At 71.7% G+C, this 21,350-nt stretch carries 21 protein-coding genes and 1 riboswitch; of the genes, 16 read left to right on the top strand and 5 right to left on the bottom strand.

Annotated features, from left to right (window positions below; genetic code table 11):
- The 4 genes from dxs to ACIQAC_RS06900 all read left to right on the top strand — a co-directional run bounded on the left by dxs (position 1) and on the right by ACIQAC_RS06900 (position 4,140).
- Positions 1-1,896 (top strand): 1-deoxy-D-xylulose-5-phosphate synthase, encoded by a 1,896-nt coding sequence (gene dxs / locus ACIQAC_RS06915; protein WP_402187756.1) that lies wholly within the window; start codon positions 1-3, stop codon positions 1,894-1,896.
- Entirely contained in the window at positions 1,893-3,302 is a 1,410-nt protein-coding gene (locus ACIQAC_RS06910; protein ID WP_402187755.1) for an aspartate aminotransferase family protein, read from the top strand. Before dxs ends, ACIQAC_RS06910 begins: the two co-directional genes overlap by 4 nt.
- A gap of 89 nt (positions 3,303-3,391) precedes the next feature.
- Positions 3,392-4,027 carry a helix-turn-helix domain-containing protein gene (locus ACIQAC_RS06905; RefSeq protein ID WP_402187753.1) on the top strand — a complete coding sequence of 212 codons (636 nt, stop codon included), beginning with the start codon at positions 3,392-3,394 and terminating at the stop codon, positions 4,025-4,027.
- A complete protein-coding gene (locus ACIQAC_RS06900) occupies positions 4,024-4,140 on the top strand; it encodes a DUF6126 family protein (protein WP_402187751.1) in 117 nt (38 codons plus the stop codon). The genes ACIQAC_RS06905 and ACIQAC_RS06900 overlap by 4 nt, the downstream gene beginning before the upstream one ends.
- A 16-nt stretch (positions 4,141-4,156) precedes the next feature.
- Here ACIQAC_RS06900 and ACIQAC_RS06895 read toward each other — a convergent pair whose 3' ends face one another.
- Positions 4,157-4,954, bottom strand: coding sequence for a tyrosine-protein phosphatase (locus ACIQAC_RS06895; RefSeq protein ID WP_402187749.1), 798 nt, complete (start codon positions 4,952-4,954; stop codon positions 4,157-4,159).
- A 515-nt stretch (positions 4,955-5,469) separates the two neighbouring features.
- Positions 5,470-5,637, top strand: a riboswitch (cyclic di-AMP (ydaO/yuaA leader).
- A 4-nt stretch (positions 5,638-5,641) separates the two neighbouring features.
- On the opposite strand from ACIQAC_RS06895, the gene ACIQAC_RS06890 reads away from it, so the two are divergent.
- Positions 5,642-6,634, top strand: a complete 993-nt coding sequence (locus tag ACIQAC_RS06890) for a peptidoglycan DD-metalloendopeptidase family protein (protein WP_402187748.1) — start codon at positions 5,642-5,644, stop codon at positions 6,632-6,634.
- Positions 6,635-6,841: 207 nt separating this feature from the next.
- On the top strand, positions 6,842-7,660 hold the full coding sequence (locus tag ACIQAC_RS06885; protein ID WP_402187746.1) for an SGNH/GDSL hydrolase family protein: 819 nt from the start codon (positions 6,842-6,844) through the stop codon (positions 7,658-7,660).
- Between the two features lie 61 nt (positions 7,661-7,721).
- Here ACIQAC_RS06885 and ACIQAC_RS06880 read toward each other — a convergent pair whose 3' ends face one another.
- Together ACIQAC_RS06880 and ACIQAC_RS06875 are read right to left on the bottom strand one after the other, a co-directional pair.
- Complete coding sequence (locus ACIQAC_RS06880) at positions 7,722-8,333, bottom strand: TetR/AcrR family transcriptional regulator (RefSeq protein ID WP_402187745.1); 612 nt, start codon at positions 8,331-8,333, stop codon at positions 7,722-7,724.
- A gap of 225 nt (positions 8,334-8,558) precedes the next feature.
- Entirely contained in the window at positions 8,559-9,737 is a 1,179-nt protein-coding gene (locus ACIQAC_RS06875; RefSeq protein WP_402187743.1) for a Glu/Leu/Phe/Val dehydrogenase dimerization domain-containing protein, read from the bottom strand.
- Positions 9,738-9,878: 141 nt separating this feature from the next.
- Between ACIQAC_RS06875 and ACIQAC_RS06870 the strand changes: the two genes are divergently transcribed.
- The gene (locus tag ACIQAC_RS06870; RefSeq protein WP_402187741.1) at positions 9,879-11,069 is read left to right on the top strand and encodes an MBL fold metallo-hydrolase; all 1,191 of its coding nucleotides are present in this window, start codon (positions 9,879-9,881) and stop codon (positions 11,067-11,069) included.
- An 857-nt stretch (positions 11,070-11,926) separates the two neighbouring features.
- Here ACIQAC_RS06870 and ACIQAC_RS06865 read toward each other — a convergent pair.
- Positions 11,927-12,640: an ATP-binding protein gene (locus ACIQAC_RS06865; RefSeq protein ID WP_402187740.1), complete on the bottom strand. Its 714-nt coding sequence runs from the start codon at positions 12,638-12,640 to the stop codon at positions 11,927-11,929.
- Between the two features lie 305 nt (positions 12,641-12,945).
- Between ACIQAC_RS06865 and ACIQAC_RS06860 the strand changes: the two genes are divergently transcribed.
- The 8 genes from ACIQAC_RS06860 (at position 12,946) to ACIQAC_RS06825 (ending at position 19,304) form a co-directional block, all read left to right on the top strand.
- Positions 12,946-13,821 (top strand): helix-turn-helix domain-containing protein, encoded by an 876-nt coding sequence (locus ACIQAC_RS06860; protein WP_402187738.1) that lies wholly within the window; start codon positions 12,946-12,948, stop codon positions 13,819-13,821.
- A 25-nt stretch (positions 13,822-13,846) separates the two neighbouring features.
- Positions 13,847-14,059 carry a DUF397 domain-containing protein gene (locus ACIQAC_RS06855; protein WP_402188198.1) on the top strand — a complete coding sequence of 71 codons (213 nt, stop codon included), beginning with the start codon at positions 13,847-13,849 and terminating at the stop codon, positions 14,057-14,059.
- A 73-nt stretch (positions 14,060-14,132) separates the two neighbouring features.
- On the top strand, positions 14,133-14,948 hold the full coding sequence (locus tag ACIQAC_RS06850) for an SAM-dependent methyltransferase (protein ID WP_402187736.1): 816 nt from the start codon (positions 14,133-14,135) through the stop codon (positions 14,946-14,948).
- 359 nt (positions 14,949-15,307) lie between these two features.
- Entirely contained in the window at positions 15,308-17,200 is a 1,893-nt protein-coding gene (locus ACIQAC_RS06845) for a sensor histidine kinase (RefSeq protein WP_402187735.1), read from the top strand.
- Between the two features lie 56 nt (positions 17,201-17,256).
- Positions 17,257-17,691 carry a roadblock/LC7 domain-containing protein gene (locus tag ACIQAC_RS06840; RefSeq protein ID WP_402187733.1) on the top strand — a complete coding sequence of 145 codons (435 nt, stop codon included), beginning with the start codon at positions 17,257-17,259 and terminating at the stop codon, positions 17,689-17,691.
- A 2-nt stretch (positions 17,692-17,693) separates the two neighbouring features.
- Positions 17,694-18,065: a DUF742 domain-containing protein gene (locus ACIQAC_RS06835; protein WP_402187732.1), complete on the top strand. Its 372-nt coding sequence runs from the start codon at positions 17,694-17,696 to the stop codon at positions 18,063-18,065.
- Positions 18,043-18,654, top strand: a complete 612-nt coding sequence (locus ACIQAC_RS06830) for a GTP-binding protein (protein WP_402187731.1) — start codon at positions 18,043-18,045, stop codon at positions 18,652-18,654. The genes ACIQAC_RS06835 and ACIQAC_RS06830 overlap by 23 nt, the downstream gene beginning before the upstream one ends.
- A 71-nt stretch (positions 18,655-18,725) precedes the next feature.
- On the top strand, positions 18,726-19,304 hold the full coding sequence (locus ACIQAC_RS06825; protein WP_402187729.1) for a GAF domain-containing protein: 579 nt from the start codon (positions 18,726-18,728) through the stop codon (positions 19,302-19,304).
- 43 nt (positions 19,305-19,347) lie between these two features.
- Here the strand turns inward: ACIQAC_RS06825 and ACIQAC_RS06820 are convergent, their stop codons facing one another.
- Positions 19,348-19,947, bottom strand: coding sequence for a GPP34 family phosphoprotein (locus ACIQAC_RS06820; protein ID WP_402187727.1), 600 nt, complete (start codon positions 19,945-19,947; stop codon positions 19,348-19,350).
- A 372-nt stretch (positions 19,948-20,319) separates the two neighbouring features.
- Between ACIQAC_RS06820 and tdh the strand changes: the two genes are divergently transcribed.
- The gene (gene tdh, locus ACIQAC_RS06815) at positions 20,320-21,348 is read left to right on the top strand and encodes an L-threonine 3-dehydrogenase (RefSeq protein WP_402187725.1); all 1,029 of its coding nucleotides are present in this window, start codon (positions 20,320-20,322) and stop codon (positions 21,346-21,348) included.
- The last annotated feature ends 2 nt before the right edge of the window (positions 21,349-21,350 follow it).

Genomic DNA, 21,350 nt, shown 5'->3' with positions numbered 1-21,350 from the left:
GTGACGATTCTGGAGAGCATCCGGGGACCACGTGACCTGAAGGCGCTGTCCGAGGCGCAACTTGGTGAACTGTCCGAAGAGATCCGTGAGTTCCTGGTGCACGCGGTCGCCAGGACCGGCGGCCATCTGGGGCCCAACCTGGGCGTGGTCGAGCTGACCGTCGCGCTCCACCGGGTCTTCGAGTCGCCGCTCGACCGCCTCGTGTGGGACACCGGCCACCAGAGCTACGTACACAAACTCCTGACCGGCCGGCAGGACTTCTCCAAACTGCGCGGCAAGGGCGGCCTGTCCGGCTACCCGTCGCGCGAGGAGTCCGAGCACGACATCGTCGAGAACAGCCATGCCTCCACGGCACTCGGCTGGGCCGACGGCCTCGCCAAGGCCCGCCAGGTGCAGGGCGAGCGGGGACACGTCGTCGCGGTCATCGGCGACGGGGCCCTGACCGGCGGCATGGCCTGGGAGGCGCTCAACAACATCGCGGCGGCCAAGGACCGGCCGCTGATCATCGTCGTCAACGACAACGAGCGCTCCTACGCGCCCACCATCGGCGGCCTCGCCAACCACCTCGCGACCCTGCGCACCACCGACGGCTACGAACAGGTCCTGGCCTGGGGCAAGGAGGTGCTCCAGCGCACCCCGGTCGTCGGCAACACCGTCTACGAGGCCCTGCACGGCGCGAAGAAGGGCTTCAAGGACGCGTTCGCGCCGCAGGGCATGTTCGAGGACCTGGGCCTGAAGTACGTCGGCCCCATCGACGGACACGACATCGGCGCCGTCGAGTCCGCGCTGCGCCGCGCCAAGCGCTTCCACGGGCCGGTCCTCGTGCACTGCCTCACCGAGAAGGGCCGCGGCTACGAACCGGCGCTCGCGCACGAGGAGGACCACTTCCACACCGTCGGGGTGATGAACCCGCTCACCTGCGAGCCGCTCGCCCCCGCCAACGGTCCCTCGTGGACCTCGGTGTTCGGCGAGGAGATCGTGGCGATCGGGGAGGAGCGCGAGGACGTCGTGGCGATCACGGCGGCCATGCTGCACCCGGTCGGACTCGGCCGGTTCGCCGAGCGCTTCCCCGACCGGGTCTGGGACGTCGGCATCGCCGAGCAGCACGCCGCCGTCTCCGCGGCCGGGCTCGCCACCGGCGGACTGCACCCCGTCGTCGCCGTCTACGCCACCTTCCTCAACCGCGCCTTCGACCAGCTCCTGATGGACGTCGCGCTGCACCACTGCGGGGTCACCTTCGTCCTGGACCGGGCCGGCGTCACCGGCGCCGACGGCGCCTCCCACAACGGCATGTGGGACATGTCCGTCCTCCAGGTCGTGCCCGGCCTCCGGATCGCCGCGCCGCGCGACGCCGACCAGCTCCGCGCCCAGCTGCGCGAGGCGGTCGCCGTGGACGACGCGCCCACCCTGGTCCGCTTCCCGAAGGAGTCCGTCGGCCCGCGCATCCCCGCGCTCGACCGGATCGGCGGTCTCGACGTGCTGCACCGCGCCGAGCGGCCCGAGGTGCTGCTGGTCGCCGTCGGCGTGATGGCACCCGTGTGTCTCCAGGCCGCCGAGCTGCTGGAAGCGCGCGGCATCGGCTGCACGGTCGTCGACCCGCGCTGGGTCAAACCCGTCGACCCGGCGCTGCCCGGCCTCGCCGCCGAGCACAGGCTGGTCGCCGTGGTCGAGGACAACAGCCGTGCCGCCGGGGTCGGTTCGGCGGTCGCGCTCGCCCTGGGCGACGCCGACGTGGACGTGCCCGTACGGCGGTTCGGCATCCCGGAGCAGTTCCTCGCGCACGGCAAGCGGGGCGAACTCCTCGCGGACATCGGGCTGACTCCGGTGGAGGTCGCCGGGCGGATCAGCGCGAGTCTGGCCACCAAGGAAGAGCTCTCCAAGGAGAACCAGGAATGACCACCGCGGAACGCGCAGCCGGGACCGGGGAGTTCGACCTCGCCGCACTGCTGGCCGAGCGCGGCGCCGAGCGCTACGAGCTGCACACCCGGTACCTCAACCACCAGCTCCCGCGCATGCTGCACACCATCGGCTTCGACAAGGTCTACGAGCGGGCCGAGGGCGCCTACTTCTGGGACACCGACGGCGCCGACTACCTCGACATGCTCGCCGGGTTCGGGGTGATGGGCCTGGGCCGCCACCACCCCGTGGTCCGCAAGGCGCTGCACGACGTGGTCGACGCCGACCTCGCCGACCTCACCCGCTTCGACTGCCCGCCGCTGCCCGGACTGCTGGCCGAGCGGCTGCTCGCGCACAGCCCGCACCTCGACCGGGTGTTCTTCGGCAACAGCGGCACCGAGGCGGTGGAGACCGCCCTGAAGTTCGCCCGCCGGGCCACCGGCAGACCGCGGACCCTCTACTGCGAGCACGCCTTCCACGGACTGACCACCGGCTCACTGTCCGTCAACGGCGAGGACGGCTTCCGGGCCGGCTTCGACCCGCTGCTGCCCGACACGGCCGTACCGCTCGGTGATCTCGACGCCCTGGCACGGGAGTTGAAGAAGGGCGACGTGGCCGCCCTGATCGTCGAGCCGATCCAGGGCAAGGGGGTGCACGAGGCACCGCCCGGCTATCTGCGCGCCGCCCAGGAACTGCTGCACAGGCACAAGGCGCTGCTGATCGCCGACGAGGTGCAGACCGGCCTCGGCCGCACCGGCGACTTCTACGCCTACCAGCACGAGGACGGCGTCGAACCCGACCTGGTCTGTGTGGCGAAGGCGCTGTCCGGCGGCTATGTGCCGGTGAGCGCCACCCTCGGCAAGGACTGGATCTTCAAGAAGGTCTACTCGTCGATCGACCGGGTGCTGGTGCACTCGGCGAGCTTCGGCGGCAACGCCCAGGCCATGGCGGCCGGCCTCGCGGTCCTCTCCGTCATGGAGAACGAGCAGATCGTCGCCAACGCCCGTGCGACCGGCGACCTGCTGCGGACCCGGCTCGCGGCACTGGTCGACAAGTACGAACTGCTCGCCGACGTGCGCGGCCGGGGCCTGATGATCGGCATCGAGTTCGGCCGGCCCACATCACTGGGGCTGCGCAGCCGCTGGACGATGCTCCAGGCCGCGCGCAAGGGCCTGTTCGCGCAGATGGTGGTCGTCCCGCTGCTTCAGCGGCACCGGATCCTCACCCAGGTCTCCGGCGACCACCTGGAGGTCATCAAGCTGATCCCGCCGCTGATCGTCGGTGAGAAGGAGGTCGACCGGTTCGTGGACGCCTTCACCGAGATCATGGACGACGCGCACGGCGGCGGCGGACTGATCTGGGACTTTGGGAAGACCCTGGTCAAGCAGGCGGTGGCCAACCGGTGAGATCCTGGCACCCGCGGGGGTGAACGCCGGAGCTTGTCTCTGAGGCAAGAGATTTGCCTTGGAGGTAAGACTCCGGCTGAATGGAGGGTATGAGCCCCTCTCCCGACGCGGCACCGGAGCCCGGCCCCGAGCCCGCCGCCGGTCAGTTGCCGGCCGTCGCCCCGCAGCTGCGCGCCCTGCGCCGCCGGGCCTCGCTCACCCTGGAGGCCGCGGCCCGCGCCGCCGGTCTTTCGCCCGCCCACCTCTCCCGGCTGGAGACCGGCGGGCGGCAGCCCTCACTGCCGATGCTCCTCGCGCTCGCCCGTATCTACGGTACGACCGTCTCCGAACTCCTCGGCGAGACGGTCGCCGAACGCGACGCCGTGCTGCGCGCCGCCGACATGGAACCGACCGAGGCCGGCGGCTGGACGTACTGGCAGGCCGGCGCCTCCGGCCGCGGGATGCAGGCACTGCGCGTCCACGTACCGCACGGCTCCCAGGGCGACATCGTGCGGGTGCATCCCGGCGAGGAGTGGCTGTACGTCCTGCGGGGCCGGCTGCGGCTGCGCCTCGGGGACGCCGTGCACCAGCTCGGTCCCGGGGACAGCGCGCACTTCGACTCCCTGACCCCGCACCGCATCGCCGCCCGCGACCCGGCCGGCGTCGAGCTGCTCTTTGTACACACCCTGCTTCAGAGCCCCACGGCCGCGCTCTGTCTCGGCCCGACGACGGGAGAAACACCATGAGCGAGACCGCGAAGCGCAACCGCGGAGTCTGGGTGCGGCTGTTCATCTACGTCGCCGCCGGGCATGTCTTCGCCGCGTTCCTGTACCTGCTGTTCGAGGTCGGCGCGAAGTAGCGGTGGCGGCGCGGGCTCAGTCGAGCATGCGCTGCCGCAGCCGGTCGCGGAGTTCCGGCGTCAGCTTCAGACCCTGCTCCAGATAGCCGTCGACGCCGCCCCAGGTCGCCTCGATGGTGTCGAAGGCCGTCGTCAGATACTCGGCGCGCGCGTCGAAGAGCGGGCTGATCAGCTCCATGACCTCGGGGGAGTGGGCGGAGGGGGCCTTGCTGCTGCGCCGCACCTGGTAGCGGCGGTGCTTGGCGTTGGACTCCAGATAGTCGGCGAGGATCGCCTCGCGTTCCACGCCCAGGGCGAGCAGGGTCACCGCGACCGAGATGCCCGCGCGGTCCTTGCCGGCCGCGCAGTGCATCAGGGCCGGGACGCTGTCCTCGGTGAGCGCGTGCAGCACCCGGGAGTGCTCGGCGGTGCGCTCCAGGACGATCGTGCGGTACGACTCGACCATCCGGTTCGCCGCCCTGCCGTCGGCGAGCAGGGTGCGCAGCTGGTCCAGGTCGCCCTCGCGGATCATCGTCCAGAACTCGGCGCCGTGTGCCGGGTCGGTCAGCGGCAGGTTCACGTTGCGGACGCCGGGCAGTTCGATGTCCGGGCCCTCAAGGCGCTGGTCGGCGGCGTTGCGGAAGTCGAAGACCGTGTGCAGTCCGAGGGAGGACAGGAACACGGCGTCCGCCGCGGTCGCGTGCGCGAGATGCCCGCTGCGGAACAGCACTCCCCGACGCACCCGGCGGCCGTCCACCGTCGGCAGCCCGCCCACGTCCCGGAAGTTGCGCACGGCTTCCAGCTGTGGCTCGGTCGACGGGACCTGCTGCGTCACGGGGGGCTCCTCCCGGTCGGACCGCCGGCCCGGCTCGGGTGCCGGCCGGCGTGGGGCACCTCGACGATACGACAAGGCCTCGCGCGGAACGGTGTCGAGGCCTCCTGTCGAGGCCTCCTGCGGAACGGTGTCGCGAAACGGACGAAACCCCCGTAAAGAAGTCTGTGATTTCACTGTGCCACTCAATGCGACACTTCTCCTCCTGCGTCACATCTGGGAGTTCTGTCCGAATTGATGCGTGGATTCCAACTCGCTCTGGAATAAAGGGACCTGGAGCACTGTCACGTGAGCAGCGTCATATTCGTGACCGTGTGTCGCCCGTCATGTTCACGTAATCAGGCCGCTTTTCAAGGGGTTTTGGGAATTCGGCGTGTACCGCTTCGACGGAGGGTGACCGGGAATTCCCCGTACGGATCAAGAAGGGGACCTTCGAGTGGAACCTCTTGCTTGTCCCTTTGCGTCTTGGTCGCTTACGTTCACCACCGAATCCGGACGGAACGCCGAATCCTGCCGCCGCCCGGAAGCCGCCCACTCACCCGTGCCTCGGCAGGAGCGGGGGACCCACAGGACTTACCGCCTGTTCCGGTCTCCGGAACGGCTAGGGGTTCAGCCGCGTTCCCCGCGCGGCCGGGCATCTCCAGCCCGCACCCGACAGCTCACCTCGCAGGCGCCGGAGAGGAATTCGCCATGCCCGCGAAGGGTAAGCACCGCCGTCCCAAGAGCAAGCGTTTCACCCGCTCGATCGCCGTCGCCGGAACCGGTGGCGCCGCACTCGCACTGCCGCTGATGGGGGCCGCCGGCGCCCACGCCGCCACCGGCCAGTCCGTCACGGAGAAGGCCGCCGGAACTCTCACCGCCACGCAGGAGTCGCTGCCGCGCACGGTCACCGAGCAGCCCGTCGCGCAGCAGACCGCGACCAAGACCGCCACCCCGAAGTCCGGTGCGCACACCTACTCGGTGAAGGTCGGCGACTACCTCGCGAAGATCGCCGAGGAGCAGGACGTCACCGGCGGCTGGCAGCGGATCTACGACGACAACCGCGAGGCCGTGGGCAGCGATCCGTCGCTCATCCACCCCGGTCTGAAGCTCTCCATCGGCAAGAAGGCGGCCGACAGGCCCGCCGGCACCGACACACAGGCTTCGAAGCCGGCCGAGTCCTCCGACTCCACCGCGTCGCAGAAGACGCAGAAGTCCGAGGAGTCCAACTCCAGCCAGGCGCAGGGTGATGCGTCGTCCTCCGGCGACCAGTCCACGACCACCGCCAACGCCTCGGGCTTCAGCCTCCCGGTGGCCGGTGCCGCCGTCGGCACGCCGTACCGCATGGCGGGCAGCATGTGGTCCAGCGGCTACCACACCGGTGTCGACTTCGTCGTCCCGACCGGCACCTCCCTCAAGTCCGTCGGCAGCGGCACCGTCGTCTCCGCCGGCTGGGGCGGTGCGTACGGCAACCAGGTCGTCATCAAGCTCGCCGACGGCTTCTACGCCCAGTACGCCCACCTGTCCTCGCTGTCCGTCTCGCAGGGCCAGTCCGTGTCCGCCGGCACACAGGTCGGCCTCTCGGGCGCGACCGGCAACGTGACCGGCCCCCACCTGCACTTCGAGATCCGCACCACGCCGGACTACGGCTCCGACGTCGACCCCGTCGCCTACCTGCGCTCGCACGGTCTCTCCGTCGGCTGAGACCCCCGTCGCGCGACCACCTCCGAAGGCCGGACCCACGATCCCCGGGTCCGGCCTTCGGTGCGTACCGGTGGATATCGGGATGTGTTGCGGGACCCGTGGACTATTCCGCATTTGACCAAGGCTTGGTCCGTGGCTTATCTCACCGCCCGTCAACCCCGCCCTACGGTCGCGTAAGTCACATTCGAAGGGGAATCATGGTGCGACGTGGCAGACGATTCGAAGAGTGACAGCAGAGCAGAGATCGGGTCGTACGTGGCGCTGGGGGACAGCTTCACCGAGGGTGTGGGCGATCCCGGCCCCGACGGGGCGCTCGTCGGCTGGGCCGACAGGTTCGCGGTACTGCTCGCGGACCGGTGCCCGGAGGGCGACTTCACCTACACGAACCTCGCCGTACGCGGGAAACTCCTCGACCAGATCGTGACGGACCAGGTGCCGCGGGTCGCGCGACTCGCGCCCGACCTGGTCTCCTTCAGTGCCGGCGGCAACGACATCCTGCGCCCCGGCACCGACCCCGACGACGTTGCCGAACGGTTCGAACGCGCGGTCGCCCTGCTGGCCGAGGCGGCCGGCACGGTGATGGTGACGACCGGCTTCGACACCCGTGGTGTGCCGGTGCTCCGGCATCTGCGCGGCAAGATCGCCACCTACAACGGACATGTGCGGGCCGTCGCCGACCGGTACGGCTGTCCCGTCCTCGACCTGTGGTCCCTGAAGTCCGTCCAGGACCGCCGGGCCTGGGACGGCGACCGGCTCCATCTCTCCCCCGAGGGGCACACGCGCGTGGCGCTGCGGGCCGGACTCGCCCTCGGCGTCGACGTACCGGCCGACCCCGAACAGTCCTGGCCCGCCCTGCCGCCGCGCGGCACGCTGGAGGTCCGCCGCGACGACGTGCACTGGGCGCGGCAGTACCTCGTGCCGTGGATCGGACGCCGGCTGCGCGGCGAGTCGTCGGGGGACCATGTGACGGCCAAGGGCGCGCTGTCGCCGCAGGACATCAGGCTGCGGATCGATTCGGTGGCGTAGGCCGGGGGCGCGTGGCTGTGCGGATGCGCGGTGCCGGAAGGGGCTCTGGTGGGCCGGGGGATCAGAAGGCCGTTGGTGACAGGCCCAGTTCCCGGCCCACCGCCTCGTCCACCCACTGCTGCGCGCGCGTGCGGGACACGGCGCCGGCGCCCGCGTAGGACGTCATCTGTACGGCGAGTCCGTCGAGCAGGGCGGTCAGGCGCAGGGCCGTTCCGGTCGGGTCCGGGCAGCGGAACTCGCCGGCGGCCACACCCTCCGCTATCACCTCGGTGATCGCCGCCTTCCACTGGCGGTCGAGATCCAGGGTGACCTCCTTGAGGGTGGGTTCGCGCAGCGCCACGGCCCAGCCCTCGATCCACAGCCGCCAGCCCTTGGCCTGGCCGGTGGGGGCGTACCAGCGGACGGCGGAGCGCAGCCGGCGCAGGGCAGTGGTCCGGCGGCCCAACAGCTTGCGCAGATGGGCGAGATCGTCCGCGGCGGCGTGGGTGAACGCGGCGGCGACGAGCTTCTCCTTGGTGGAGAAGTGGTACAGCACCAGCGCGTTGCTCACGCCGAGTGCCGCGGCCACGTCGGCGATGCGGACCGCCGCGACCCCGCGCGCCTCGATCTGCTCGATGGCGGCCCGCAGCAATTCCTCGCGCCGCTCTTCCACGCTCAACCGCACTCTCGCCACGGCGGCCACCCTATAGCCAGTGGTCACCGGGGGCAGCGGGTCGGGTACGGCTCGCCACCGGGCGGGCGGGTGCCCGTAGGCCGCGGCACGCGCGTGCCCCAGCCGTACGTCTCGCGTGCCCGCGCGGGGCTGGACGGTATGTGCTGCGTGCCGGCGCAGGCCTGGACAGTGTCTGCCGCGTGCCGGCGCGGGCTGTCGTACGTTCCCGCCTGCGCTGCGAGCGTCTCAGCGGTACCAGCCGTAGCGGTCCGCGATCACCGGGAGGCGGTCCGCGACGATGGCGTGGGCGGCGGCCCGCGGGGTCGTCCCGTCGGCCTCCGCGCGGGAGAGCATCAGCTCGATCAGCGCACGCATCGACCGCCGCGTGTGCGCGAACGCCTCGTCCGCGTCCGCGCCGATGTCGCCGAACAGGGTCCACCACCACCATGCGTTGGTCCCGGAGTTCACGACCACGTCCGGCAGCACGGTGATGCCCCGCGCGGCGAGCAGTTCCTCGGCCGCGGCGGTCACCGGCATGTTGGCCGCCTCGACGATCCAGCGGCCGGTGACGCGGTGCTGGTTCGTGGTGTCGATCGCGTACGACACGGCCGCGGGCACCAGCACCTCCGCGCCCGAGGCCAGCCAGGCGTCCCCGGGGAGTTCGCGGTCGTCCGCCCGCAGCACCGCGCGGTCCACCGTCCCGTACGCGTCCCGCGCGGCGAGCAGTGCCTCCACGTCCAGCCCGGCCGCGTTGGCGATGGTGCCCCCGACGTCGGCGACGGCGGTGACGGTGAGGCCGGCGCGCGCGAGGAAGCGGGCCGTGGCGCCGCCCATCGTGCCGAGGCCCTGCACCGCCACGCGCGTGCCCGCGTACGGCGTGCCCGCGCGGTCCAGTGCCGCGAGCACCGACTCGGCGACCCCGTACCCGCCGACCAGCTCGTCGAGCCCGATGCCGTCCACGTCCACGCAGAACGCGTCCGCGAGCCGCTTGCGCGCGCTGGCCTCGTCGTCGAGCAGCGGATAGACGGCCTGCACGGACGAGACCAGCCCCGCCTCGGCGGCGGCCCGGTCGACCAGGTCCTGGGTGAGCCCGAGATCCTCGCCGGTCGTCCAGCAGCTCTCGATGTACGGCCGCATCGCGCGCAGGTAGCGCACCAGCAGGCCGTACGCCTCCGGGGACCGCGGATCGCAGTCGATCCCGCCCTTGGCGCCGCCGAGCGGGACGTACCGTCCCGCCGGGTCGTAGTGCAGCGCCTCCTTCATGGTCATGCCCCGGGCCAGACCCGTCACCTCGTCGAGCGTGCAGCCCTGGCGCATCCGCAGTCCGCCGCTGGCCACGCCCCGCACCAGCCGGTCCACCACGAGGTAGCCCGGCCGCCCGGTCACGTGATCGGTCCAGGTGAGCGACAGCAGGGGAGCGGGCATGCGGTCTCCTCGGGACGGAGGTTCTGTGGGGGTTCTACTGAATGCGCGGTCAGTATCGAAGGTCTGCTCGGGCAGCGTCAATCGGGGTTGTCGGAGGAGGCGACCATAATGGAGGTCTCAGCGACTCCACCTGGAGGTAACGTGGCCGGTTTCCGTTCCCCGAGTGCCGGGCTCCGTGCATTGCAGCCCGACGCCTTCGGCGCGGACCCGAGCGGCGAGCGCATGGCGCGCATCCGTAGATCGCCCCACTTCAAGGACGGGGTCTTCCAGAACCCCGGAGGCGCCGCGCGCACGCGGCCCTCGGGCTCGCCGCTCGGCTTCGCGAAGAACTACTTCGACAAGGAGTCGCGCAGTCGTCGCGCCCCGACCGCACCCATTCCGGTGCACGCCACCACCCTCGCCGACATCGCCCGGCCGCCGGCGACCGGCCTGCGGCTGACCTGGATGGGGCACTCCACCGTGCTCGCCGAGATCGACGGCCACCGGGTGCTCTTCGACCCGGTGTGGGGCGAGCGCTGCTCACCGTTCCCGTTCGCCGGGCCCAAGCGGCTGCACCCGGCGCCGGTGCCGCTGGCGACGATCGGCACGGTGGACGTGATCGTGATCTCCCACGACCACTACGACCATCTGGACATGCCGACGATCAAGGCACTGGCCGGAATGGACACGGTGTTCGCCGTGCCGCTCGGCGTCGGCGCGCACCTGGAACAGTGGGGTGTCCCCGCGGACCGGCTGCGCGAGCTGGACTGGCACGAGTCGACCGAGGTCGGCGGGCTCACCCTGACCGCGACCCCGGCCCGGCACTTCTGCGGGCGCGGCCTGCGCAACACCCAGCACACCCTGTGGGCGTCCTGGGTCGTCGCCGGTGACGGGCACCGGATCTTCCACAGCGGCGACACCGGCTACTTCGAGGGCTTCAAGGACATCGGCGCCGAGCACGGCCCCTTCGACGCCACGATGATCCAGCTCGGCGCGTACAGCGAGTTCTGGCCCGACATCCACATGACCCCCGAGGAGGCCCTTCGCGCCCACCTCGACCTCCAGGGCGGCCGGCCGCACGGTGTGCTGCTGCCGATCCACTGGGGCACGTTCAATCTCGCGCCGCACGCTTGGGCCGAGCCCGCGGAGTGGACGGCGGACGTCACGTCGGACGCCGGCCAGGCACTCGCGTCCCCGCACCCCGGCGAGCCCTTCGAACCGGCGGGCAAGGTCCCGGCGGACCGGTGGTGGCAGGCGATCTCGACGCCGATCGCCCGCCCGTGGCGCGAGGGTGAGTCCTCGAAGCCGACGCCCGCGCCGCAGGGGGACATGGATCTCGCGGGGGACCGCTGAGGACACAGACGGGCTGAGACCGTGACCTGGACGGGGACCGGCTGAGGTCGGGACTTGGAGGACGGGGACCGGCTTAGGTCGTGACCTGGAGGACGGGGACCGGCTTAGGCCGTGACCTGGAGGACGGGGACCGGCTTAGGCCGTGACCTGGACTGAGACCGGCTGAGGTCGGGACGTGGAGGACGGAGACCGGCTTCAGCCGGAACCTGTGAGGGCGGAGACCGGCTCAGGCCGGGTCCCGCTGGACGGCCGGCCGTCGGTGCCCGGCACTGGCACTGGTTGGCCGAGCTCCCGGCATGCGGCTGTGAGCGGGTTCCGGGAAGCGCCCAGGAACCGGGCGGCCGTGCAGGCGCGGGGGACGTCGAGGTCCGTGCCGGGAAGCGGGCGGGCATGCCTGACGTGCGCGAGTGGGCCGGGGCCCGGATCGGCGCCCGGGTGCCTCGTACCGCCCGTCCGGTGGTGTGCCGTGCCGGGCGTCGGGCCGAGTGCGGCGTTGCCTCTGGGGCACAGGGACCGGTCGCCGTTCCGGTGGGTGTGGCGTCCGCCGGTTCAGTCGGTCCGGGGCGACCCGGGTCGGTGGGTCCGAGGTGACCCGAGTCGGTGGTCCGGGGCGGGCCCGGGTGAGCGGTGCCGGAATGGCGTCCGGGTCGGTGGGGCCGGGGTGCCCCGGGCCGGGGTGACCCGGGGCAGTGGGGCCGGAATTGCGTCCGGGTCAGTGGGGCCGGGGTGACCCGAGACGGAAGGGGACGGTGTGCTGCCGGTGCCCGCCGACGGTCCGGACCGCAACGTGCTGCTCGGGTTTCGGGCGGGTCGGCGTCCAGGACGGGTCCGCCTGGTGGGCGGCCGGGGGACGGGGGTCAGAGCCGGGGCTTCGGTGCATGGCGTAATTCCTTCGGCCTGGTGGGGGAGGGGCCGGGGGCGGCTGCGGTCGGCGGCGGTGTGGTGGGGAGCACGTCCTGCGGAGCGGTCACCAGCTCGGCCCAGACGATCCGGCCGGGCCGGTGCGCGACCGCACCGACACCCCAGTCACTGCTCACCGCGGCGACCAGCAGAAGCCCACGGCCGCTCTGGTCGTCGGGGTCCGCGTGCCGGGGGGTCGGGCGCTCGGCGCTCCGGTTCTGGTCCTCCACCTCGATACGGAGCCGGTCCGCGGTGTGGAGCAGTCGGCACACGACATGGTCGCTGGCCGAGTGGGTGACGGCGTTCGTGACGAGTTCGGACGTGACGATGACAGCGTTGTCACGCGTTTCCTCGGGCACGTTCCATGCGCTGAGCACGTCGCACACCCGTCTGCGGGCCGCGCCGACCGAGGTCGGCAGGGCCGGCAGCCCGAAGCTGTGCGACCGAGGGGACGGATGGTCCCCGGAGGCGAGCCGGCGGTCGGGGTAGGGGTCCCCAGGGAGTTGACCGGGGTGCTCGCCTCCGGGTGGCTGAGTGGCGCGCGCGTGTTCCTGCGCGCAGTGGGAGCGCCTGCTCTGCTGGAGCGGTACGAGCAGGCCGGGCTCGGGCAGTGGTGCGAGCGGGTGGGGGAGGTAGGGCGAAGCCATCGCCGTACGCCTTTCGTCTGCCATGTGCCCATGGCCATACCGGATTACGCAGTAGGCCCGGCCACGCCTGAACGCGGAGGTCAACCCGCGTTCGACGACAGTGGATCACAGCCCCCGCCCACCCCAACTGGGCTGCGCCGCATCGATGTTGAGCGAGCCGGAACAGTTAGACCAATGTGTCATCCGGCAACGTCATTTCGCAACAGGCAAGTTGAAAATTGCAAATGGACACGTGCATGCTGATCGCGTCAGAACGTGATCGAATGAGCGGCTGGAATCGATCGCGTGAGACGGTGGATCTGGAACCCGGAGGCTTGAGGGGGTACGGCGTGACCTCGGAGACCGACTGGGGCGGCGCGCCTTCCGTCCTGCGTATGATCCTGGGCCGGCAGCTGGAGGAGCTGCGGACCCGGGCCGGCCTGACCTTCGAGCAGGCGGGCGCGGCGATCGGAGTCAGCCATTCCACGATCCGCCGGATGGAGGCCGCGAAGGTGGCCCGGCTCCGGCTAGCGGACGCCGAGAAGCTGCTCCAGGTCTACGGCGTGACGGACCAGCAGGAGATCGACACCTTCCTCAAGTCGGTCCGCGAGGCCAACCGGCGCGGCTGGTGGCACACCTACCGCGATGTGCTGCCGGACTGGTTCGCCGCGTATCTGAGCCTGGAGCAGGCGGCGTTGCAGATCCGCGCGTACGAGAACCAGTTCGTGCACGGGCTGTTGCAGACCGAGCAGTACGCGCGCGCCCTGCTCGGCGCGGGCAATCCGCATGCCGCGGCGGAGGCGACGGAGCGCCGGGTGGCGCTGCGGATGCGGCGCCAGGAGCTGCTGTTCCGCCCGGTGCCGCCGCGGCTGTGGGTCGTGATGGACGAGACGGTGCTGCGCTGGCCGGTCGGCGGGCCCGACGTGATGCGGGCGCAGGTCGACCATCTGATCGAGATGAACCGGCTGCCGCACGTGACCCTTCAGATCATGCGGTTCGCCAACGGACCGCACCCGGCCATGCGGGCCGGCGCGTACCACCTCTTCCGGTTCCGGGCGCCCGAACTGCCCGACATCGTCTACCTCAGCGGCCTGGTCGGCGCTGTCTACCTCGACAAGAGGGACGACGTCGTCGTGTACCGGGAGGCCCTGGACCGGCTGGGCGCCCAGGCGGCGCCCGTCAGCAGGACCGAGGCCCATCTGGGTGCGATTCGCAAGGAGTTCTGACGTGCACGACGACATACGCAACGGCATGCCGTCCCGGGAGCTGGACGCCTCCGGCTGGTCCAAGCCGTGGAGCGACGACGCGGGCGGTGCCTGTGTGGAGGTGATGAAGCTCGCCGACGGGCGGGTGGCGGTACGGCAGTCGACCGACCCCGACGGCCCCGCGCTGGTCTTCACGCCGCGCGAGATGACGCGTTTCCTGTCCGGTGTGAAGGCGGGGGACGCCGACTTCCTGCTCTGAAGTGTCCTTGGTTCTCCTGTCTGTTATCTCTGAATCTGCCCGTACGACCCCGACCCGAATGGGAGACACGGCGTTGCCCGACAACGGATGGCCGGCCGACCGCATCGACACCGAGAACGCGCACTCCGCGCGGATCTACGACTACATCCTGGGCGGCAAGGACTACTACCCCGCCGACCAGGAGGCGGGTGACGCCATGGCCCGGGAGTGGCCCGCCCTCCCGATCCACATGCGCGCCAACCGCGACTGGATGAACCGCGCCGTGCGCTGGCTCGCCGAGGACGCGGGCATGCGCCAGTTCCTGGACATCGGCACCGGTATCCCCACCTCGCCGAACCTGCACGAGATCGCCCAGGAGGTGGCCCCCGAGTCACGGGTCGTCTACGTCGACAACGACCCGATCGTGCTCACGCTCTCGCAGGGCCTGCTGGCCAGCACGCCCGAGGGCAGGACGTCGTACATCGAGGCCGACTTCCGCGACCCGGGCTCCATCCTGGACGCGCCCGAGCTGCGGGAGACGCTCGACCTCACACAGCCCGTCGCCCTCACGGTGATCGCGATCGTCCACTTCATCCTCGACGAGGACGACGCGGTGGGCATCGTCCGGCGCCTGCTGGAGCCGCTCCCGTCGGGCAGTTACCTCGCGATGTCCATCGGTACGGCGGAGTTCGCGCCGGAGGACATCGCCCGGGTCGCCCGCGAGTACGCCGCCCGCAACATGCCGATGCGGCTGCGGACCATCGACGAGGCGCACGAGTTCTTCGACGGCCTCGAACTCGTCGAGCCCGGCATCGTCCAGGTGCACAAGTGGCGCCCGGACGGCACCGGCGAGCAGAACATCCGCGACGCGGACATCGGGATGTACGGGGCGGTCGCCCGTAAGCCGTGACACCCCTCGTCAGTCACGTTGGGTGATGTTCTGGGCAGTAGGCCCGGAGGTCGGAAACGGTCGCCGCCCGCCGGAGAACGGTCGGCGGCGAGCAGACGGCGGGGCCGGGGAGCGAGAAGCTCCCCGGCCCCCGCCGTTTTTTCATGACCACAACTGACCAGCTCTGATCGGTCTTTTGTCCCATCCGAACACCCGTCCCGCCGACTTATCGGTCTGTCGTACGAGGCCTCATACCAGAGCGGGATGCTCGGCGTAGGAGTTTGTCAACTGCCCACCGCACATGATGTGGAGCCGACTACTGTGAGTGTCCGCCGGGCCGCGCCCCGGGCCCCCACCGACGGACCAGTACGAGGACACCGATGTCACACCTCCGCGCTCCGGCCCCACGCGCAGACCGCCGCGAGGGCGGCCGGCACGGACGGCCGGTCGCCCGTACCGCCCCCGCGCTGACCGAGGCCCACATACGGCCGCAGCTCCTGCGCCTGGCCGTGCTGCCACCCGTCGCGGTCGCCCTCAGCGGCTGCGCGGCCGTCCTGTTCACGATCCGCTCCACCACCGAACACCGGCCCGGCATCGTCCTGTGGGCCGTCCTCGCCGGAGCCGCCTCGGTCACCCTCGCGGCCATCGCCATCGCCGCCGTCGCGGCGGGCCGCGCCGCCCAGTCCGTGTACGAGCGCGTCGGCGCCCTGCGCCGCAGCAACGCCCGCCGCGAAGCCGATCTGCGCACCCTCGTCGAGGCCCTGCGCCGCGGCGAACACCCACCCCGCCGCAAGAACCGCGGCGCACCCCCCGAGGACGCCGACGGCTTCGAGCTGCTCGCCGCCGAACTCTCCCGCGCACACGACAGCGCCGTCACCGCGGTCGTCCAGGCCGCCCAGCTCTCCAGCCAGGCGGGCAGCGAACAGAAGCTGGAGGTCTTCGTCAACCTCGCCCGGCGCCTCCAGTCCCTGGTGCACCGCGAGATCTCCATCCTGGACGACCTGGAGAACGAGATCGAGGACCCCGAACTCCTCAAGGGCCTCTTCCACGTCGACCACCTCGCCACCCGGATCCGCCGCCACGCCGAGAACCTCGCCGTGCTCGGCGGCGCCAACTCCCGCCGCCAGTGGAGCAACCCCGTCTGCATGACCGAGGTGCTGCGCTCCGCCATCGCCGAGGTCGAGCAGTACTCACGCGTCAAGCTGGTGCCGCCCGTCGACGGCACCCTGCGCGGCCACGCCGTCGCCGACGTCATCCACCTGCTCGCCGAACTCGTCGAGAACGCCACGGTGTTCTCCGCCCCGCACACCCAGGTCCTGCTCCGCGCCAACCTCGTCACCTCCGGCCTCGCCGTCGAGGTCGAGGACCGCGGACTCGGCATGCCGGTCGGCGAACAGACCAGGATGAACGCCCTGCTCGCCGACCCGGACCAGGTCAACGTGGCCAGTCTGCTGGCCGACGGCCGCATCGGCCTGTTCGTCGTCTCCCAGCTCGCCCGCCGGCACGGCATCACCGTACGGCTCCAGTCCAACATCTACGGCGGTGTCCAGGCCGTCCTCGTCGTCCCGCAGGCCCTGCTGGGCGCCGAGCCCGGCACCCCGCAGGCCGTCGCCGCCGCCCAGCAGCGCACGGCCGCACCGCGGGGCGGGCAGCACTCCGCCGTACCCGACGGGGGAGGGCACGGCCGCCACGCGACCCCGTACACCCGGACCGACGTGCAGAACCCCGCCACCCACCAGGGCGCCCCCGCGCCCCTGCCGGTACGCGGCCACGACGAGCGGCTCACCCCGGCCGACGCCGTCCCCGGCATCCGGCCGGACGACCGCTCGCTCCTGGAAGAACACACGACCACGCCGCTCACCCCACGCGGCGGCGCCGTGCGCGGCACCATGGGCAAGCCCCAACTGCCCCGCCGGCGCTCCCAGGAACACCTCGCGCCCCAGCTGCGCGACCGGCCCGCCGCCCGTCCGGAACCCGAGTACGTCGAAGGCCACGACCCCGGCCTCATGGCGGCCTTCCAGCGCGGCATGAGCCTCGCCGAGTCCCAGCCGAGCATCGAACCTGAACGGGTCGGGCCAGGACCCGGCCACCCGGACCGGCTGCTCGACCCCCAGGACCCGCGGGCCACACCCCTGTCCTCCCTGCGCACCGACGCACGGCCCACGGCCGCGCACACGCCGTCGTCCATAACACCCGCCCCACCGGCACCCGTACCGCCGGCCGCGGCGCACCACCACACCCCCCGGCACGACGGGAGCCCCTCCGCCGGATGACCACCCCCGCCCCCACCGCTCCCGCAGACCCTCGTACCCCAAGGAGTCCATCCACCATGGCGAGCGACGCGCCGACCGGCCACGTATCCGATCTCGACTGGCTGATGAGCGGCCTCGTGCAGCGCGTACCCCACACCAGCAGCGCGGTCCTCCTGTCCAGCGACGGCCTGGTGAAGTCCGTCCACGGTCTCGACCCCGACAGCGCCGACCACATGGCGGCGCTGGCCTCCGGCCTGTACTCCCTCGGCCGCAGCGCCGGTGTCCGCTTCGGCGACGGCGGCGAGGTCCGCCAGGTCGTCGTCGAACTCGACTCCACCCTGCTCTTCGTCACCACGGCCGGCTCCGGCACCTGTCTCGCCGTACTGGCCGGCCGGGAGGCCGACGCGGCGGTGCTCGGCTACGAGATGGCCATGCTGGTCAAGAGCGTCCGCCCCTACCTGGCCACCGCGCCCCGGCAGCATGCCGTCGAACCCACGGCGATGAGGCCTTGAGCGTGGCGGCGGCCGGCGACGGGCCGTGGCTCGACGAGGCGGCCGGACGACTGGTACGGCCCTTCACCGTCAGCAACGGCCGCACCCGCCCCACCGTCGCGATGGACCTGATGTCCCAGGTGATGGCCACCGGGGCGACCCCCCTCGGCTATCTCGGCCCGGAGCACGCCCAGGCGCTCGACCTGTGTCGCGCGCCCGTCTCGGTCGCCGAAGTGGCCGCCCAGCTCAAGCTGCCGGCGGTGGTCACCAAGGTGCTGCTCTCGGACCTCGTCGACTGCGGGGCGCTCACCACCAAGCCCCCCGCGTTCCACCACAACCCGACCGACCGGGCCCTTCTGGAGGCAGTGCTCGATGGACTACGACGACAGCTCTGACCACGACGGCGACCCGTTCCCCACCGCGCTGAAGATCCTTGTGGCGGGCGGCTTCGGCGTCGGCAAGACCACCTTCGTCGGCGCGGTCAGCGAGATCGCCCCGCTCAGCACCGAGGAGCTGCTCACCACGGTCAGCGCCGCCACCGACAGCCTCGACGGCATCGAGAACAAGGTCGAGACGACCGTCGCCATGGACTTCGGCCGGATCACCCTCGACCCGGAGCACGTGCTCTACCTGTTCGGCACCCCCGGCCAGGAGCGGTTCTGGTTCATGTGGGACGAGCTCTCCGAGGGCGCCCTCGGCGCGGTCATCCTCGCCGACACCCGCCGCCTCGCCGAGTGCTTCGCCGCCGTCGACTTCTTCGAGGAACGCGGCCTCGGATTCATCATCGCCGTCAACGAGTTCGACGGCTCCTACCGCTACGACCCCGAGGAGGTACGCGCGGCGCTCGACCTGGATCCCCGGGTCCCCGTCGTCCGCTGCGACGCCCGGATCTCCGCCTCCGGTGTCCAGACCCTGCTCACCCTCGTACGCCATCTGATCGCGCACGCGCCGGCGCCCGCGCCGAGCCATGGCGCGCACATGTGATCACCGCATCTCCCCGCACACCACCGACCGGAGCCGCATATGACACACCCCCACAGCGACGGAGCCCGGCGATGAGCTACGACCCGCCACGCCCGGCCGGTCGTCTGCTGCTCACGCCCGAGGACAAGGAGGCCCCAGCCCGCGCCCGCCGACTGCGCGGGCTGGGCCTCGGCGAACGCCCCGAGCCCGCCCTCGACGCCTTCGCGGTCCGGCTCGCCGAGCACACCGGGGCGCCGTACGCCATGGTCAACTTCCTAGGTGAGCAGGGGCAGTTCTACGCCGGGCTGCACACCGCGGACCCCGTGCCGGTGGTCCGGGACGACGGCAGCCGGCCCGAGGTCGGCCGGTTCCTGCCGCGCGACCACGGCTTCTGCCCGCACGTGGTGGTCCGGCGCAAGGCGCTCGCGCTGGAGGACGTCCGGGACTATCCGCGGTTCGCCGGCAATCCGGTCGTCGACGAGTTCGGCGTCCGCTCCTATCTGGGCGCCCCGCTGATCGACACCACCGGCATGGTGCTGGGCACCGTGTGCGTCTCCGACGTCACCCCGCGGCCCTGGGGAAAGCCGGGCCTGGAGACCATCAAGTCGGCCGCGGCGGAACTCGTGGAACGGATCGAGCGCCGGGAGGCCGACGGATTCCCGGCCCTGTGAGCGGGCCGCACCGGGGGAAGATCCGCGACACCCGCGGTGCCGGCTAGAACCCGCGCCACACGTTGTCGAACGCCGCGTCCTCGATCGCCCGCCGCTGCCGTACGGCCTCCAGCTCCATCACCGCGTCGCCCACCGCGGCCAGTACGGTCGCGGCCACGTCGTCGGTGAGCTTCTCGGCGTCCTCCTCCGACTCCTCGCGGATCCCGGCGGCCGCGGCGAGGGCCACGAGGACCGGCTCGTCGGAGACCCAGCGCTCCCGGGCCCGCTCCCGCTCCGGCGAGTCGACCAGTTCCGTCTGCGGGGCCCGGAACGGGGTGCGCCGCGACCGGGCCGTCACACCGTCCTTCTCCAGGGCGTCCGCGTAGGCCGAGGCCAGCTCGCGGCCCCGGCGCCACAGCCACTCCTCCACCGCCTCGTACGGCTGCTCCCGTACGAGCTGGTCGGCGGCCTGGTCCAGGAGCCGGTCGCCCGTCCGGGACGCGGTGGCCGGCACGATGTGCTCGCCGTCCACGGCGAGGGCGCCCGCGTCGGCCAGGTCCAGCAGCTCCGCCCCGGCGAGCGCGAGCGACAGATCGCCCCGCTCCAGCGGACGGTCGGGTGCCACGTCCATGGCGACGATCACGAGATCCCGGGCGGTGTTCATGAGCGACTCCACGTCAGTAGGACGAGTGGCGGGGACTTCCCCGGGGCCGGTCCGTTCGGACCCGGGGTCCAGCGTAGATTCTCGCCGCCGTCGTACGGCCGCGCCGCCCCTTACGACCTTGTGACGCCGGGATCCGGACCGTGTGCCGTCGGCGGCCGGTGGGGTGAATCGCCGACCCGGGCGGGCGAGACCGTCCCGGCACCGGCGGCCACCCCACCGGCCTGCGTGTAGGAAAGCTGCTGGAGCGCTTAAGAAATCCTCGATGGACCAGGGCTTCGCCGTACGGCAGATTGCTCGGTGATCCCCCTCTTCCCCCGGCCGGGGCCGCCGTCGGCATGCCCGGACCCGGGACCTCACCCCTGGAGCCGCGGCGTGAAGGCATTGGTCAAGCAGAAGGCCGAGCCCGGACTGTGGCTCGCGGACGTGCCCGAGCCGGAGATCGGACCCGGCGACGTACTCATCAAGGTGCTGCGCACCGGGATCTGCGGCACCGACCTGCACATCCGGAACTGGGACGGCTGGGCCCAGCAGGCCATCACCACCCCGCTCGTCGTCGGGCACGAGTTCGTCGGCGAGGTCGTCGGGACCGGCCGTGACGTCACGGACATCGCCCTCGGCGACCGGGTCAGCGGCGAGGGCCATCTGGTGTGCGGCAAGTGCCGCAACTGCCAGGCCGGCCGCCGCCATCTGTGCCGGGCCACGGTCGGTCTCGGCGTCGGCCGCGACGGCGCCTTCGCCGAGTACGTGGCGCTGCCCGCCTCCAACGTCTGGGTGCACCGGGTCCCCGTGGACCTCGACGTCGCCGCGATCTTCGACCCGTTCGGCAACGCCGTGCACACCGCGCTGTCGTTCCCGCTCGTCGGCGAGGACGTACTGATCACCGGCGCCGGACCGATCGGACTGATGGCCGCCGCCGTCGCCCGGCACGCGGGCGCCCGGCACGTCGTCATCACCGACGTCAGCGAGGAACGCCTGGAGCTGGCCCGCAAGATCGGTGTGAGCCTCGCCCTGAACGTCTCCCGGGGCACCATCGCCGACGGCCAGCGCACCCTCGGTCTGCGCGAGGGCTTCGACATCGGCCTGGAGATGTCCGGCCGTCCCGAGGCCATGCGCGACATGCTCGCGAACATGACACACGGCGGACGCATCGCGATGCTCGGACTGCCGGCCCAGGAGTTCCCCGTCGACTGGGCCCGCGTCGTCACCTCGATGATCACCATCAAGGGCATCTACGGCCGCGAGATGTTCGAGACCTGGTACGCGATGTCGGTGCTGCTCGAAGGCGGCCTCGACCTCGCCCCCGTGATCACCGGCCGCTACGGCCACCGCGACTTCGAGGCGGCGTTCGAGGACGCCGCGAGCGGCAGGGGCGGCAAGGTCATCCTCGACTGGACCGCGTAAGT

Source organism: Streptomyces sp. NPDC088387 (genome assembly GCF_044753385.1).
GTDB lineage: Bacteria > Actinomycetota > Actinomycetes > Streptomycetales > Streptomycetaceae > Streptomyces.
This window is presented reverse-complemented; position numbering and strand designations above follow the sequence as displayed.